The 13,887-nt window shown below is 72.0% G+C and carries 8 protein-coding genes; 4 read left to right on the top strand and 4 right to left on the bottom strand.

Annotation, left to right across the window (positions count from 1 at the left end):
• The first annotated feature begins 72 nt into the window (after nt 1-72).
• Together RV983_RS34390 and RV983_RS34385 are read left to right on the top strand one after the other, a co-directional pair.
• On the top strand, nt 73-4,035 hold the full coding sequence (locus RV983_RS34390) for a S8 family serine peptidase (RefSeq protein WP_475989625.1): 3,963 nt from the start codon (nt 73-75) through the stop codon (nt 4,033-4,035).
• 254 nt (nt 4,036-4,289) lie between these two features.
• Nucleotides 4,290-5,444, top strand: coding sequence for a lectin (locus tag RV983_RS34385; RefSeq protein WP_475989624.1), 1,155 nt, complete (start codon nt 4,290-4,292; stop codon nt 5,442-5,444).
• Between the two features lie 61 nt (nt 5,445-5,505).
• Here RV983_RS34385 and RV983_RS34380 read toward each other — a convergent pair whose 3' ends face one another.
• Both RV983_RS34380 and RV983_RS34375 read right to left on the bottom strand, forming a co-directional pair.
• On the bottom strand, nt 5,506-6,534 hold the full coding sequence (locus tag RV983_RS34380; RefSeq protein ID WP_475989623.1) for an LLM class flavin-dependent oxidoreductase: 1,029 nt from the start codon (nt 6,532-6,534) through the stop codon (nt 5,506-5,508).
• Nucleotides 6,535-6,619: 85 nt separating this feature from the next.
• Nucleotides 6,620-7,126: a molybdenum cofactor biosysynthesis protein gene (locus tag RV983_RS34375; protein WP_475989622.1), complete on the bottom strand. Its 507-nt coding sequence runs from the start codon at nt 7,124-7,126 to the stop codon at nt 6,620-6,622.
• 161 nt (nt 7,127-7,287) lie between these two features.
• On the opposite strand from RV983_RS34375, the gene RV983_RS34370 reads away from it, so the two are divergent.
• Nucleotides 7,288-8,049 carry a polysaccharide lyase family 7 protein gene (locus tag RV983_RS34370; RefSeq protein ID WP_475989621.1) on the top strand — a complete coding sequence of 254 codons (762 nt, stop codon included), beginning with the start codon at nt 7,288-7,290 and terminating at the stop codon, nt 8,047-8,049.
• Between the two features lie 42 nt (nt 8,050-8,091).
• Here the strand turns inward: RV983_RS34370 and RV983_RS34365 are convergent, their stop codons facing one another.
• Nucleotides 8,092-8,757, bottom strand: coding sequence for a maleylpyruvate isomerase family mycothiol-dependent enzyme (locus RV983_RS34365; protein WP_475989620.1), 666 nt, complete (start codon nt 8,755-8,757; stop codon nt 8,092-8,094).
• A gap of 676 nt (nt 8,758-9,433) precedes the next feature.
• Here RV983_RS34365 and RV983_RS34360 point away from each other — a divergent pair.
• On the top strand, nt 9,434-13,201 hold the full coding sequence (locus RV983_RS34360) for a S8 family serine peptidase (RefSeq protein WP_475989619.1): 3,768 nt from the start codon (nt 9,434-9,436) through the stop codon (nt 13,199-13,201).
• A 163-nt stretch (nt 13,202-13,364) separates the two neighbouring features.
• Here RV983_RS34360 and RV983_RS34355 read toward each other — a convergent pair whose 3' ends face one another.
• Nucleotides 13,365-13,826, bottom strand: coding sequence for a GNAT family N-acetyltransferase (locus RV983_RS34355; RefSeq protein ID WP_475989618.1), 462 nt, complete (start codon nt 13,824-13,826; stop codon nt 13,365-13,367).
• Nucleotides 13,827-13,887: the final 61 nt, after the last annotated feature.

Genomic DNA, 13,887 nt, shown 5'->3' with positions numbered 1-13,887 from the left:
CCGTCAAGGTGATCACCACCCCGCCAGTCCCGAAGACGCAGCTGGCCCTGCAGACACCCAGAAGGGCGTTGCATGTCCTCACGCCTCAGACGTACGCGGTTGACGACGCTCGCCGCCGTCCTCCTCACCCTCACCGCGACGCCGCTCGCCCACGCCGCCCCCGACACCCCGGTACCCCCGCGGGATGCAGCCCCGGCCGCGCACTCCCTCACCCTCGCCGACGGATCGGTGGTGCACTGGTCCGACGACGGGACGGGCACCCTGACCCGGAAGGACGGCACCACCCGGGCCTTCCCCGTGCCGCAGCCCCGGGGCCGCACCGGGCTCGGCGAGCGGCTCGCCCCGTCCGCCGCGATCCTCCAGCGCCGTGCGGACACCGCCGCGTTGACGCCCTACACCCTGGGGGCCGCCTCCGGGGGAGCCCGCTCGGCGGTCCGGCCGCAGACCATGAACTCCGGTGCCGTCACGCTTCCGGACACCGTCCTCGCCTCGATCGACGGCCTCGGCTCCGGCCGCGGTGCCCGCGCGGCGGCACCCGCGGCCGCCGGGAGTCTGCCCGCCAACGAGGGCCTGACGACGTCCTTCCAGTCCTACCTCAACTCCGGTGGCGTGAACGTCGTCGGGGCCTTCCAGGACTCCGCGGACCTCCTGCACGCGCTCCCCGGCGCGGGCCAGATCGTCACCAACGTCTCGCTGGGCGACCTGACCGACCAGTCCATGGCCGACGCCGGCGACGACTACGTGGCCGGCTACGGTCCCACCACCGTGGTCAAGGACGGCCAGCGCTACCTGGACTACCCCTCGCTGCCGCTCATCCCGACGTACACCAGCGACAACGCGGGCCGGCTCGACCCGACCGGGTCCATCGAGGGCCAGGACCCCAACCTCGGCGAAGTGCTGCTCGACTTCTCGATGATGGCGCCGCTGCCCCACGACCGGCAGCGCCCGGAGGCCACCGGGAGCGGCGCCACCGACCTCCTGGGCATCGCCCCCGGGGCGCAGTACCGGCTCGTCGTGCCCGAGGAGCCCTCCGCGGAGGGCATCGCGACGGCACTGCGCGCCGCCGCCGCGCAGAAGCCGCGACCGACCGTGATCACCGCCAGCCTCGGCTTCGGCACGGACGGGTCGATCGGCTTCCCGTCGCGGTGGCTGGAGGACGACCCGGCGATCCGGGACACACTGCGTTCCATCGTGGACTCGGGCATCGTGGTGGTCGTCTCCTCCAACGACGGCACGCGGCTCGGCCTGCCGGTGTCGGTCGGCCCGGACGGCGGCAGCACGCCGACCGACCTGACGTCGAGCACGCACGCGCAGACCAGCATCGACGACGTCGCCCCGACCACGACCCCGTCGCTGGTGCGTGACACCGGGGTGATCGGCGCGGGCGGCACCACCGTCGACGACACCCTCAGCTCGGACGACGTCCGCACCGCCGTCTACCCGACGACCCGCTACAACGGCTCGGCCGGCTACTCGTCGGGCTTCGGCACCCGGATCGACCTGGCCGCACCGGGCGACAACCTGCCCTCGCTGTTCCACACTTCGGACGGCCCGCAGGTGGTGCTCAACGGCGGCACCTCGGCGTCGGCGCCGATGATCGCCGCCGCGGCGGCCGACGTCCTGGCGGCGGCCGAGGCGACCGGGCAGAAGCTCACTCCTGGCAAGGTGCGCGACCTGCTGGTCGCCACCGGACGCCCGATCGCCCAGCCCCCGCAGGCCGACCAGGAACTGCACATGGGCACGCAGCTGGACGTCACCGCCGCCGTGGAGAAGGTGCTCTCCAAGCGCCACGATCTCGCCCCGTCGGCGGTGCGCCTGTCCGTCGCGCAGCGCCAGGTCATGTCGGTCACGCCCAGCGTCTCGTTCGTCGAGGCCACCAACCCGTCCGCCATCGATCTGGCCGGGCCGGCCGGCGGCTGGGGCGACGTGCCGACCGGCGAGAACGCGTTCGCCCCGCTCACCTTCGGGCTTGACCTCACCGGCGCGCAGAAGGATCTGACGTACCGTCTGCGTGTCGGCGAGCACGGGGTGATCCCCTCCTCCGGTCCGAGCCTGCGGGTCCTGCCGCGTGAGCTGCTGGGCGCCGCGGGCCTGCCGCTCGTGTCGTCCGAGGCACGCAGTCTCCAGGTGACGTTCGAGGCCCTCGACGGCGCAAAGGTCGTCGCCTCGGCCTCCCGCAAGCTCACCCTGAGCGCGACCGACGGTACCCACCTGCAGCCGCAGGCGCCCACCGCACCCGGCGCGAGCCCGCTCGGGAAGCCGGTCACCGTGCATTACGACCTGACGGGTCTGCGCGACACCACGGACCCGGAGCTGGTGCTGTCCTCGGTCGGTCACTGGACGCCGTTCACCGCCAGCGACAAGTGGCGTGCCCAGTGGCGCACCCCGCTCACCGGCACGAAGGGTTCGGTGACGATCCCGGCCTCCGCCTTCGCGGCGGGCGGCGCGGGTCTGTACGGCGTCGGGATCACGCTCTACGACGGCCAGGTCTTCGGTGACTTCCGGGCGCTGCGCGTCGGCCCCGGCGCCGATCAGCGGCCGGAGGCGCCCCTGCTGACCCATGGGACGACGGAGAAGGCGCACGCGGCCGACCTGACCCGTTCCGACGCCAAGCTGACCGTGCACTGGGACGCCTCCTCGACCGACGGCGCCGACGGCGCGGCGATCGAGTTCCTGACCCCGGCGCCGACCCTGTACGGCGCGCTCAACACCGCCACGAACCAGAACGGCAGCGGCCGGGACGACAACGGCGTCGACCACGCGTCCACGCTGTTCCGCCCCCTGCCCTCGGTGAAGGGCAAGACGGTGCTGGACCTGAAGGCGCTCGGCCTGCCGACCGGGCTGCAGTACCCGGTCCGGATCATCGCCACCCACGCCGGCGAGCCCGTCGGCCAGGCCTCGCCCACCTCGTTCGTCCAGTACCTCGACGGCGAGACGATCTCGGGCACCCTGGAGAACTTCGAGGTCAGCGGCGACACCGCGCTGCTGTCCACCGACGACTTCGCGGACGGCGACGACGGCTGGATCCACCTGCGCGGCTCGGACACGACCGCGTACTCCCTGACCGACGGCACCCTCGGGACCGTCGTGGCACACGACACCGGCAAGGGCATGATGTCCGAGGTCGTGGGGGCCGACCGTGCGACGGGCCACACCCTGATCGCCTTCCAGCCCTTCGACGGCGGCACGATCCCGGAGGTCGCCCTGCGGGACACCTCCACCGGCGCCGAGGTGCGGACGACCGTTCTGGACCCGGAGGGCGACTCCACGTCGATCTCCTTCATGGGCGGGGCCGTCGACACGGCCCGGCACCGGGCGGCCGTGGTGACGTACGACGGGGTGTCCGGGGTCGACAGCCTCTGGACGGTCGACATGACCACCGGCCGCGTCTCCGACCCGCTGCCGCTCAACGCCTCCCAGCCGGGTCGGGCATTGGGCAATGTCTCGGTGGACTCCTCGACGGGCATCTTCTTCGTGGCCACCTCCGGCACCATGGGGCCCTGCCTGTCCGGGCGCGTCCCGTACTACGCGGTCTCGGTCGACCTCACCGCGCGCACGGTGTCGCCCCTGGCCACGCTGCCCGCCTGCGTCGCCGGGCTGCTGCCGGACGGCAAGGGTGACAAGGTGTACGTCGCCGCCGGGCCCGTCACGCCCAACTACAGCACCGGCGAGTTCCCGACCAGCACCTGGCGCTCCGCCTCCCAGTCCACCCTGGCCACTTCGGCGCCCGCGGACCTCGGTACGAGGGGCGTCATGTGGCCGACCCTCGACGCCGAGCACGGAGTCGCCCTCGTGGCGCACCTCTACGAGGAGGCCACCACGGACGACAACAACGCCCTGAGCGAGGTCACCGTCCTGGACCCGGACACCGGGAAGGTTCTCGCCCGGCACCCTGTCGCCAATCTCGTCAGCTCCACGATCTCCACGTCCAACTTCGACTTCACCGGCCGCCGGGGCCTGTTCCTCGACCCGGCCCACCGCACGGCGTACCTCGTGAATCCCTGGGCGAACGGCCTGGAGCGGTTCACCTACTAGACCAGGACCGGAAGGATCCCGCCGAGGGGCGGGCCGGCAGCCACAGGGCTGCCGGCCCGCCCCTCGGCGTTACGGCGCCGCCCGACTGCCCGTGCACTCCGCGCCGTTCGTGTGGTTGACGTGGCCCCGTCACCCTGTCATGGTCTAGACCTGATAGGGCGTCGTAACCGGACCCTGCCCGGCCGCGGCGCCCTCCCCCGCAAGCTCCCTCCCCCACCGTCACGGCCGCGAGCCGTGTAAGGAGCGATGCCTCCATGTCCTGGTCCACCAGACTTGCCAGACGCTTCTCCTTCCGACGGACCGCCGTGGGACGTTCCCTGGTCACGGCCGTTCTCACCGCGATCCTCTCGGCGCTGTTCGTGGCCGCGCCGCCCGCCCACGCGGCCGACGGCCAGATCTCGGGACTGGCCGGCAAGTGCGTCGACGTGGCCGCCGCGAACAGTGCCAACGGCACCGCGGTGCAGCTCTACGACTGCAACGGGACCAATGCGCAGCGCTGGTCGAACTCCGGCGACGGCACCCTGCGGGCGCTCGGCAAGTGCCTGGACGTCGTGGACCGCAGCACCGCCGACGGCGCGGCTGTCCAGTTGTGGGACTGCGCCGGCGGCGCCAACCAGCAGTGGGTGGTCACCGCGGCCCACGACATCGTCAACCCGGCGGCCAACAAGTGCCTGGACGTCCGTGAGAACAACTCCGCCAACGGCACCCGGCTGCAGATCTGGACCTGCACCGGCGGGGCCAACCAGAAGTGGAACGCCCCCGCGAGCGGCGGTGGCGGCACGAACCCGTCCGGATTCGTGGTCAGCGAGGCCCAGTTCAACCAGATGTTCCCGGGCCGGAACTCCTTCTACACCTACAGCGGCCTGGTCGCGGCCCTCTCGGCGTACCCCGGCTTCGCCAACAGCGGCAGCGACACCGTGAAGAAGCAGGAGGCCGCGGCCTTCCTCGCCAATGTCAACCACGAGACCGGCGGCCTGGTCTACGTGGTGGAGCAGAACACCGCCAACTACTCGCACTACTGCGACTGGGGCCAGCCTTACGGCTGCCCGGCGGGACAGTCCGCGTACTACGGCCGCGGCCCGATCCAGCTCAGCTGGAACTTCAACTACAAGGCCGCCGGCGACGCGCTGGGCATCGACCTGCTGGGCAACCCCTGGCGCGTCGAGCAGGACTCGGCCGTCGCCTGGAAGACCGGCCTGTGGTACTGGAACACCCAGAACGGTCCCGGCAGCATGACGCCGCACAACGCGATGGTGAACCAGGCCGGCTTCGGCCAGACGATCCGCTCCATCAACGGCTCCCTGGAATGCGACGGCCGCAACCCCGCGCAGGTCCAGAGCCGGGTGAGCGCCTACCAGCAGTTCACGGGGATCCTCGGGGTCAGCCCGGGCAGCAACCTCTACTGCTGACCGGCGCCGCGCCCTTCCGCCCGTGGGCGGCCCGGTGGGACCGGGCCGCCCACGGGCAAAGTCATGCGACGGAAGGACGGCCCAGCGCCGGCCCCAGACGGGTGGCGATGTCGGTGAGGATCTGGACGTAGTCCTCGTGCCCGAAGCTGAACGGCAGCGCGAACGCCACCTCGTCGACCTCGCGGAAGGCGGCGTGCGCCGTCAGCCGCTCGGCGATCTCCTCCGCGCTGCCCACGAGGTCCGGTGCGAACATCAGGCCCGCCGGACCCTGCGGCGTGGCCGTGCGCGGCAGTCGCGCCGCGGCATAGGCCGCGTATCTGGCGCGCTGCTCCGCCGTGGCACTGTCGGTGGGGATGACGACCAGCCCCTGCGAGACGCGGGCAGCCTCACCGTCGGGGTGGTGGTCCCGGTAGGCGCGGATGTGCGAGAGCTGGACCGCGGCGAAGTCGCCGGCCTGCCCCGGCTCCTCGGCCTTCACGACGCTGCTGGTCAGGAAGTTCATGCCGTGCTCACCGGCCCACCGGGCCGACCGCAGGCTCCCGCCGCCGTACCACATGCGGCGGCCGAGCCCCGGGGAGTGCGGCTGGACCCGGTCCGAGAAGACTTCGATGCCCTCGACACCACTGAAGTCGGTGGCCGGCTTGCCGCGGACGAAGTCCAGCAGGCGTTCCACGCGGGTGTAGCCGAAGTCCTCCTGGTCGGCGGTGTCGGGGTACAGCGCGTGCTTGACCTCGTCGTAGTGCATCGGCGGGCCCACGCTCACACCCGGGTTGAGCCGGCCGCCGGACAGCAGGTCCACCGTGGCCAGGTCCTCGGCCAGCCGCAGGGGGTTCTCCCAGCCCAGCGGGATGACAGCGGTGCCGAGTTCGATGCGGCTGGTCCGCTGGGAGGCCGCCGCGAGGACCGCGACGGGCGAGGAGATGCCGTACTGGAGGTGGCGGTGGCGTACCCAGGCGCTGTCGAATCCCAGCCGCTCCCCCAGTTCGATGATCTCCAGTGTGGACTGGTGCCCGCGGCGGGGATCCGCCTCGTCGAACAGCCCGATGGTCAGGAAGCCCAGCTTGCGCAGCGGCCTCGACGTCGGCGGCACGGCGTTTCCTCCCTCGTAGGCGGCGTCCGCGGCACCCGTGCCCGCGGCCCTCCGATTGTCCCAGCCGCCCGGCGCACGCGGACGGTCACCCCGGTGCGGACGGCGCCACGATCTCGAACTCGGCGGACCCGACGCCGAGCACGCCGTCGGTCAGCGGCGTGCACCGCACACCGCCCTTGCCGCGCAGGGCGCGTTGCGCGCCCGGGCCGATGACGGCATCCATCCACGCGCACGGCCGGGCGGGGCGCCGGACGGCCAGCAGGACCGGTCCGGCGCCGGTGTCGAGCGACACCGTCGCGCCCACGAGCGCGTCGATGTCGACGCCCCGCAGCAGGACGTTGCGGCGCAGCCGGCGGAGATCGATCGCCGGGTCGATGTCCACGGGGAGGTTCTCCGCGGCCATGAGTGTGACCGCGGCGTCGTGGTGGGCGGGACGGCCGTAGTAGCGGTCCCCCACGAGGCCGAGGTTCGCCCGGACCTCGGCGCGGACGACGAGTTCGCCGTCGTGCGCCGGGGACGGCCCGTCGGACGGCCGCCCCATGTACCGGTGCACGGGCGAGACCAGGAGCTGGACGACTTCGACCGCGGACATGATGGCCACCAGCCTACGGCCGTCCGGGCCCGGACGGTACGGCGATGGGTACAGGCCTTGACGCGGCCACGCCACGGCCCTACCGTCTCGACGTGCCAAGCGTTCACGTCCACATACGTCGTTCATGTAAGTGAACGATCGGATCCGACAGGAGGTCCCCCATGCGCGTGCGTACGCTGTTCGCCTCCCTGACCGTCGCGACCGTCGTCCTCGGCACCGGCCCTGCCTTCGCCGCCGACCCCAAGGTCGCCCCCGGCGGCAACTTCGACCTCTCGGTGTGGCAGCTCCAGGAGCCGGTCGGCTCCCCGGGCTCGCCGACCACCATCTCCTCGTCCCGGCTCCAGGGGGCGAACGGCTACCAGGACGCGTACTTCTCCACCGACACCCGCGACGGTGCGATGACCTTCTGGGCGCCGGAGAAGGGCGTCACCACGCCCAACTCCGACTACGCCCGCTCCGAGCTGCGCGAGATGAACCGCAGCGGCAGCGCCGCAGACTGGCCGCTCAGCGGCACCCACCGCATGAGCGCGACCCTGCGCGTGGTCTCGGTGACCTCCAACGTCTGCGTCGGTCAGATCCACCTCGGCTCGGGGGGCTCGTCCACCAAGCCGCTGCTGGAGCTGTACTACCGCTCCAGTGGCGACATCGTGCTCGGCACGGAGAACTCGCCCTCGGGCGGCCAGACGCCGCACCCCGTCGGCCATGTGTCCGTCGGCAAGACGTGGACGTACACCATCGGCGTCTCGGGCGGCCACACCATCGACCTGACGGTCAACGGCAGCACGACGCACTACGCGATCCCGTCGTCGTTCAACCCGTACAAGCAGTACTTCAAGGCCGGCTCGTACAACCAGTCGTCCTCCGACAGCACCACCAGGGGCGCGCGCGTCGCCTTCTACGGCCTCACCGTCTCCCACAGCTGAACTCCCGCTCCCGCCGCGGGCCGCACGCCCGCGGCGGGACGCTCACCCCTGCGGGCAGCGCTCGCGCAGGACCGCGACCCCGTCGCCGGCGAGGTCGTCGCAGTACGCCGCGCGCCCGGTCATGGCCATCACGAGGGAGACCGTCGGGCCGGAGACCAGCGCCCCGGAACCGCTGGTGAAGGGGCCGTCGTCGGCGACGAGCCGCAGGCCGCCGATACGCCCCTTGGCGAGCACCACCAGGTCCGAGCCCTGGTAGTAGCCGGCGACGTGGGTGAGCGTCCCGATCGGATGCTCGCGACGCAGCCCCAGGGGGCGCCGGATGTCCTCCCCGTGCACGATCACCTCACCGAGCAGGGCCACCACGGGCACCGGGGGCTTGATCCTGCTCGGCACCGCCCTCCGGAACCGCTCCAGCGTCTCCGTCGGGGTCGCGCCCAACTGCTCCGCGAGTCGCATGGCGACCATCCGGTCGAAGTCGAAGCGGCAGCGGATCACCCCGGCCATCCAGCGGGCCGGCGTGAGACGCGCGGACGCGGTGAGGTGCGCCAGCACCTCGCGCACTGACAGCCCCTCGCACAGGGACGACGTCGCCCACCCCACGTCGTCCAGTCCCGCCAGATCGGCGGCCAGTGCCGCGCGTTCGGCCTCGACCAGAGGCCACAGCCCGGCGCCCCCGGCCCGGTCCACGATCGCGTCCTTGCCGGTCATCGCGTGAAGGTCTCCCGTCGGGCGGCCGCTTGCCGTGACCGGCCGGACGCCGGACACCGTACGAGAGGAGGACCGCCGGCACCCGGCGAACTCATCGCGCCGCGGGGCACGACACGCCGCGAGACCGGACGCCCCCGGTCGGGGGGCAGGCCGGTAGCCGGGTGGCCACCCCGCAGGGCGGATGCCGCGGCCACGTCGACCAGGCCGTCCCTCTCGAAGCGAGGGGTCGTCGAGCCACGCGTTGACGGCGCCGGCGAAGCTGTGAACCGTGAACCGGGCGCCCACACCCTGGCCCGGAGCCGGGAGGCGACGGGCGATCGCGCTGCGCCTTGACGCCGGGGCGGGGTACCCGCCGAGGCCGTCTCCGCGCCGGGCGCCGCCCGTCGACCATCCCGGCGGCCGGTGAATCCCGGGCCGCCGGGGCCTTCACCACGCCGGGGGTCGTCACCGTCGCACGGTCAGGGCCGGGCCCCGGACCTCGGCGGTGCTCGCCGTGACCGCGGCGGGCCCGGAGCCTCCGGTGAATCCCGCACCTCGCGGAGATGTCTGCTTTGCGAACCGCGGACGCTGGCGCAAAGGTGCCATGGCCATGAAGTGACAACCCGGAACCGCCATCTCGAACCCGGCCTGGCCGATCATCAGGTGCCTGATTCTTCAGTACCCATGAGGAGTAGCTGTGCCCAGGATTCCCATACCCAGACCGGGCCCCGTCGCACTCGCCGCCATCGCCGCCCTGACGTTGGGGGTCATACCGGCCACCGCCGTGACACCCGCCGGCCAGGCCGCTCCGCGGCTGCCTGCCCGCGCGGCACATCAGCCGGGCTCGCAGACCGTCACCCTGATCACCGGTGACAAGGTGACGGTGACCACCGATGCCCACGGCAGGGTGACCCGTTCCGTACAGGGCGCGGACGGCCGGCTCACCGGCGCCACGACCTTCAAGGTCGGCAACGACATCTACATGTACCCGGACGCGGCCCTTGGTTACGTCGCCGCCGGAAAGCTGGACCGTGAACTGTTCAATGTCACCAGGCTCCTGGCGGACGGTTACGGCGACGACCAGCGCAGCAGCCTGCCCCTGATCGTCACCTACACCGACGCCGCCGTCCGTGCGCGGACCCAGGCGGTACCGGCCGGCGCCGCCAAGACCCTCACCCTGAGCAGCATCCAGGGGGCGGCGCTCTCCCAGTCGCGGTCGAAGGCCGGCGACTTCTGGCAGGCGCTCACCGGTGGCACCACGGCGGCGAGCGGTCGCAGCTCCGCCGCCAAGCCCCAACTACGCGGCGGTATCGCGAAGGTCTGGCTCGACGGAAAGGTCAAGGCCGCTCTGGCCGACACCACCGCGCAGATCGGCGCGCCGCAGGTGTGGGCGGGCGGTGACACCGGCCAGGGTGTGGATGTGGCCGTGCTGGACACCGGCGTCGACACACAGCACCCCGACCTGGTCGGTCAGGTGGCCGCGAGCACGAGCTTCGTACCCGACCAAGACGTCGAGGACCGCAACGGCCACGGCACCCACGTCGCCTCGACCATCGCAGGCACGGGCGCCGCCTCCGACGGCAAGGAGAAGGGCGTCGCTCCGGGCGCGCGCCTCCACATCGGCAAGGTGCTGGACAACGAGGGCAGCGGCCAGGACTCCTGGGTTCTGGCCGGTATGGAGTGGGCCGCCCGCGACGAGCACGCCAAGGTCATCAGCATGAGCCTCGGCGCCGGGCCCACCGACGGGCACGACCCGCTGAGTGAGGCCGTCGACGAGCTCAGCGCCGAGACCGGTGCCCTGTTCACCATCGCGGCCGGCAACGACGGCCCGCACACCGTCTCGACGCCCAGCGTCGCGGACGCCGCGCTGTCCGTCGGCGCGGTCGACACCTCGGACACCCTCGCCGAGTTCTCCAGCACCGGCCCCCGTCAGGGCGATGCCGGTCTGAAGCCGGAACTGACGGCGCCCGGCGTCGATGTACTGGCGGCCCGCTCGCAGTACGCCGAGGACGGCAGCGGCTACTACCAGACGCTGAGCGGGACCTCGATGGCCACGCCGCACGTCGCCGGCGCCGCCGCGCTGCTCGCTCAGGTGCACCCGGACTGGACCGGTCAGCAGCTCAAGGACGGCCTGGTCAGCAGCACCAAGGCAACTCCCCAGTACACCCCGTACGAGGGCGGCAGCGGCCGGCTCGACGTCGCCGCCGCCGTCAAGGGCACCGTGTTCGCCACCGGCACCGTGTTCGGCGGCTACCGCGCCTCCTCGGCGCCGGCCGGCGGAAAGACCGAGAAGGAGGTCACCTACACCAACACCGCCGATGCCCCGGTCACCCTCGACCTGGCCGTCCAGGTCCCCGGTGCCCCAGTAGGCGCCTTCTCGCTCTCCGCGCAGCAGGTGACCGTCCCCGCTCACGGCAGCAGCAAGGTCACTCTCACCACGAACTTCGACCTGGTGAAGCCCGACACCACGACCCCGGGCCGGATCGTCGCCTCCGACGCGTCCGGCACGCCGCTGGCCCACACCGTGATCGGCGCCTACGTGCAGGCCCCGCGCTTCACCCTCACGATCAAGGGCAAGGACCGCAGCGGGCACCCGATGGGCGGCGAGGTGTTCCTGATGAGCGACAAGGTCTCCATGGGCCCGCTGCTCCTGGACGCCTCGGGCACCGGCACGGTCGACGTGCCTGCCGGCAAGTACCTCGTGAACCTGGAGAGCGATGTCCGGGGCACTCACGGGTCGCACTCCAAGGGCAAGGCGATGCTGGCCGCTCCGGAGGTCGTCGTCGGCAAGAACACCACGGTGTCCCTGGACGCGTCCAAGGCCAAGCCGGTCTCCGTTCGGACGCCGCAGGAGAGCACCCTTGCCGACCTCCGCACCGACCTGTACCGCGGGTTCGACAACGGGAACTGGCTTCTGATGCAGCGCTGGCCCGCCAGTGAGTACGACAGCATCTGGGCCCTGCCCACCAAGCCGGTCACCACGGGCACGTTCGGGTTCGGCGGCGACTGGCGCCTGACGGCGCCGGCCCTGAAGGTCGCGTCCGGCACGCGCGGCTTCGACGATCTGATCGTCATGCGCGGACGGACCCCGCTCAAGAAGGGGACGGGCCAGTACACGGCCGTCAACGCCGGGCAGGGCGACGCCCCCGCATACGTCGGACTCAAGGCCGCGGGCAAGGTCGTCGTGGTCCGGCGCAGCGATGCCGTCGGGCCCGCCAAGCAGGCCAAGTACGCCGCCAAGGCCGGTGCGAAGCTGCTGCTGATCGTCAACGACCGTGACGGCCGGCTGAACCCGTGGGACAACGACCTCGACAACCCGTACACCGAGGCCGGGAACCCGCCTCCCCTGACGGTGGCCTCGCTCACCGCGGACGAGGGCAATGAACTGATCGCCAAGATCAAGAAGAGCCGGAGCACGGCGCTCAAGGTGACCTCGCGCCCGACCACGGACTACCTCTACGACATCTCCAGGCACTGGGCCGCGATCCCGGCGGACCCGACCTACCGGCCGCGGATCAGTGACCTCAACCGGGTGCAGGTCTCCTTCCGCAGCAACCGGCCCGCGCGGGCCCTGGAAACCCGTTCCGCGGTGTGGCAGACGTTCTACGGATCGAACCCGCTGCCCACCCCCGCCCAGGCCGAGCGCACCGACTGGGTGTCGCGCAACACGGACTGGGTGGAAGAGGCCCAGATCAACCAGCAGTTGCAGATCAGCAGCGACTCCGTGAAGCGGTACCCGAGCGGCACGACCTCGCACCTGGCCTACTTCGGGCCGATCCAGCGTCCCCGGTCGAACAGCAACTTCGTGCCGGTCCGGGTGGGCAACCAGGTGCTGGCGGTCATCCCGGGCTGGGCCGACTCCGAACCGGGGCACGTCGGCAGGACCCTGAACAACACCGGTGTCCGCAACAGCGTGAAGATGTACCAGATGCTCCCCGACGGCGATCCGCTGCTGCTCAGGGACTCCACCACCGACACCCTCGGCAGCCCGCGGTACCCCCTCACCCTGGACAGTTCCGAGAAGCTGCCGTACCGCCTGGTCTCGGAGAACGCCCGCGCCTTCTGGGAGAACGACTACTCGGTCACGACCAGGACCGAGTGGGGCTTCATCTCCGGGCAGCCCGCCGCCGGCACCTATGCCGTTCTGCCGCTGATCCAGCTCGACTACACGGTCAAGGGCATGAACAGCGCCGGCAGGACGGACCGCCGCGCCGCCGTCACCGTCACTCCCTCGCACCTGGCGGGCGGTCCCCGCTCCGACACCATCAAAACGGTCCGCCTCGACATCTCCTACGACGACGGCGCCACCTGGAAGCACGCAGCTCTCACCCGCACCTCGGCCGGCTGGAGCACGCACCTCAACGCTCCCGCCAAGGCGCAGTTCGTGACCCTGCGCACCAGCGCCGCCGACAGCAAGGGCGACACCGTCACGCAGCGGATCAGCCGGGCCTTCGGCCTGAGGTGAGTCCGCATCGGATCAGCCCTGGCTGACCGATCCCGGGGTGGGGCCGCATCCAGCGGTCCCGCCCCGCTTCCGTTCCCGGCAGCGGGGCGGGACCGTCACGGGCGCGCCGGTCCGCCTCCGCGGCGTGTCGACGAACGCGTCACGTCGCGCGGCGGCGTGCCGGTCAGTGCACGATCGCGGCGACATCGGCCGTCATCCAGATCAGGCGCTCGCCGTTGTGCTCGAACCCGTGCCGGGCGACCATGCCCATCCGCTGGTAGAAGCCCTCGGCGCGGGGCTCCGCGCCGACGCCGAGCACGCGTGCGCCCTGCGCGGCGGCCCGCCGGACCAGGTCGCCCCAGAGCAGGCGCCCGACACCGGTGCCGATGAAGGGCCGGTCGACGAAGAACAGGCCGATCCCGAGGTAGTCCGCGTGCTCGTTTAGGGTGTAGAAGCCGACGGGGTCGCCGCCCCTCTCGGCGACCGTGGCGTGCCGGGTCGTGATGTCGGCCACCGTGAGCTTCGGCGTCAGGGCCGGAACGTCCTCCGCACGGCCGCCCGTCCAGTGCGCCTTCGACCGCAGGACCAGCGCGTCGCGGAGCGGCAGTTCCGCCGGCCGGGCGGGGCGGATCAGGACACCTTCCACACGACGAGGGTGGCACGCACCGGTCGTGACGTCATCCTGGCCACCCCCTCCCCCTGGGGGC

This window comes from Streptomyces sp. RLA123, assembly GCF_056270165.1.
Note: the sequence above shows the minus strand (reverse complement) of the source record. Positions and strands in the feature narration are given on the sequence as shown.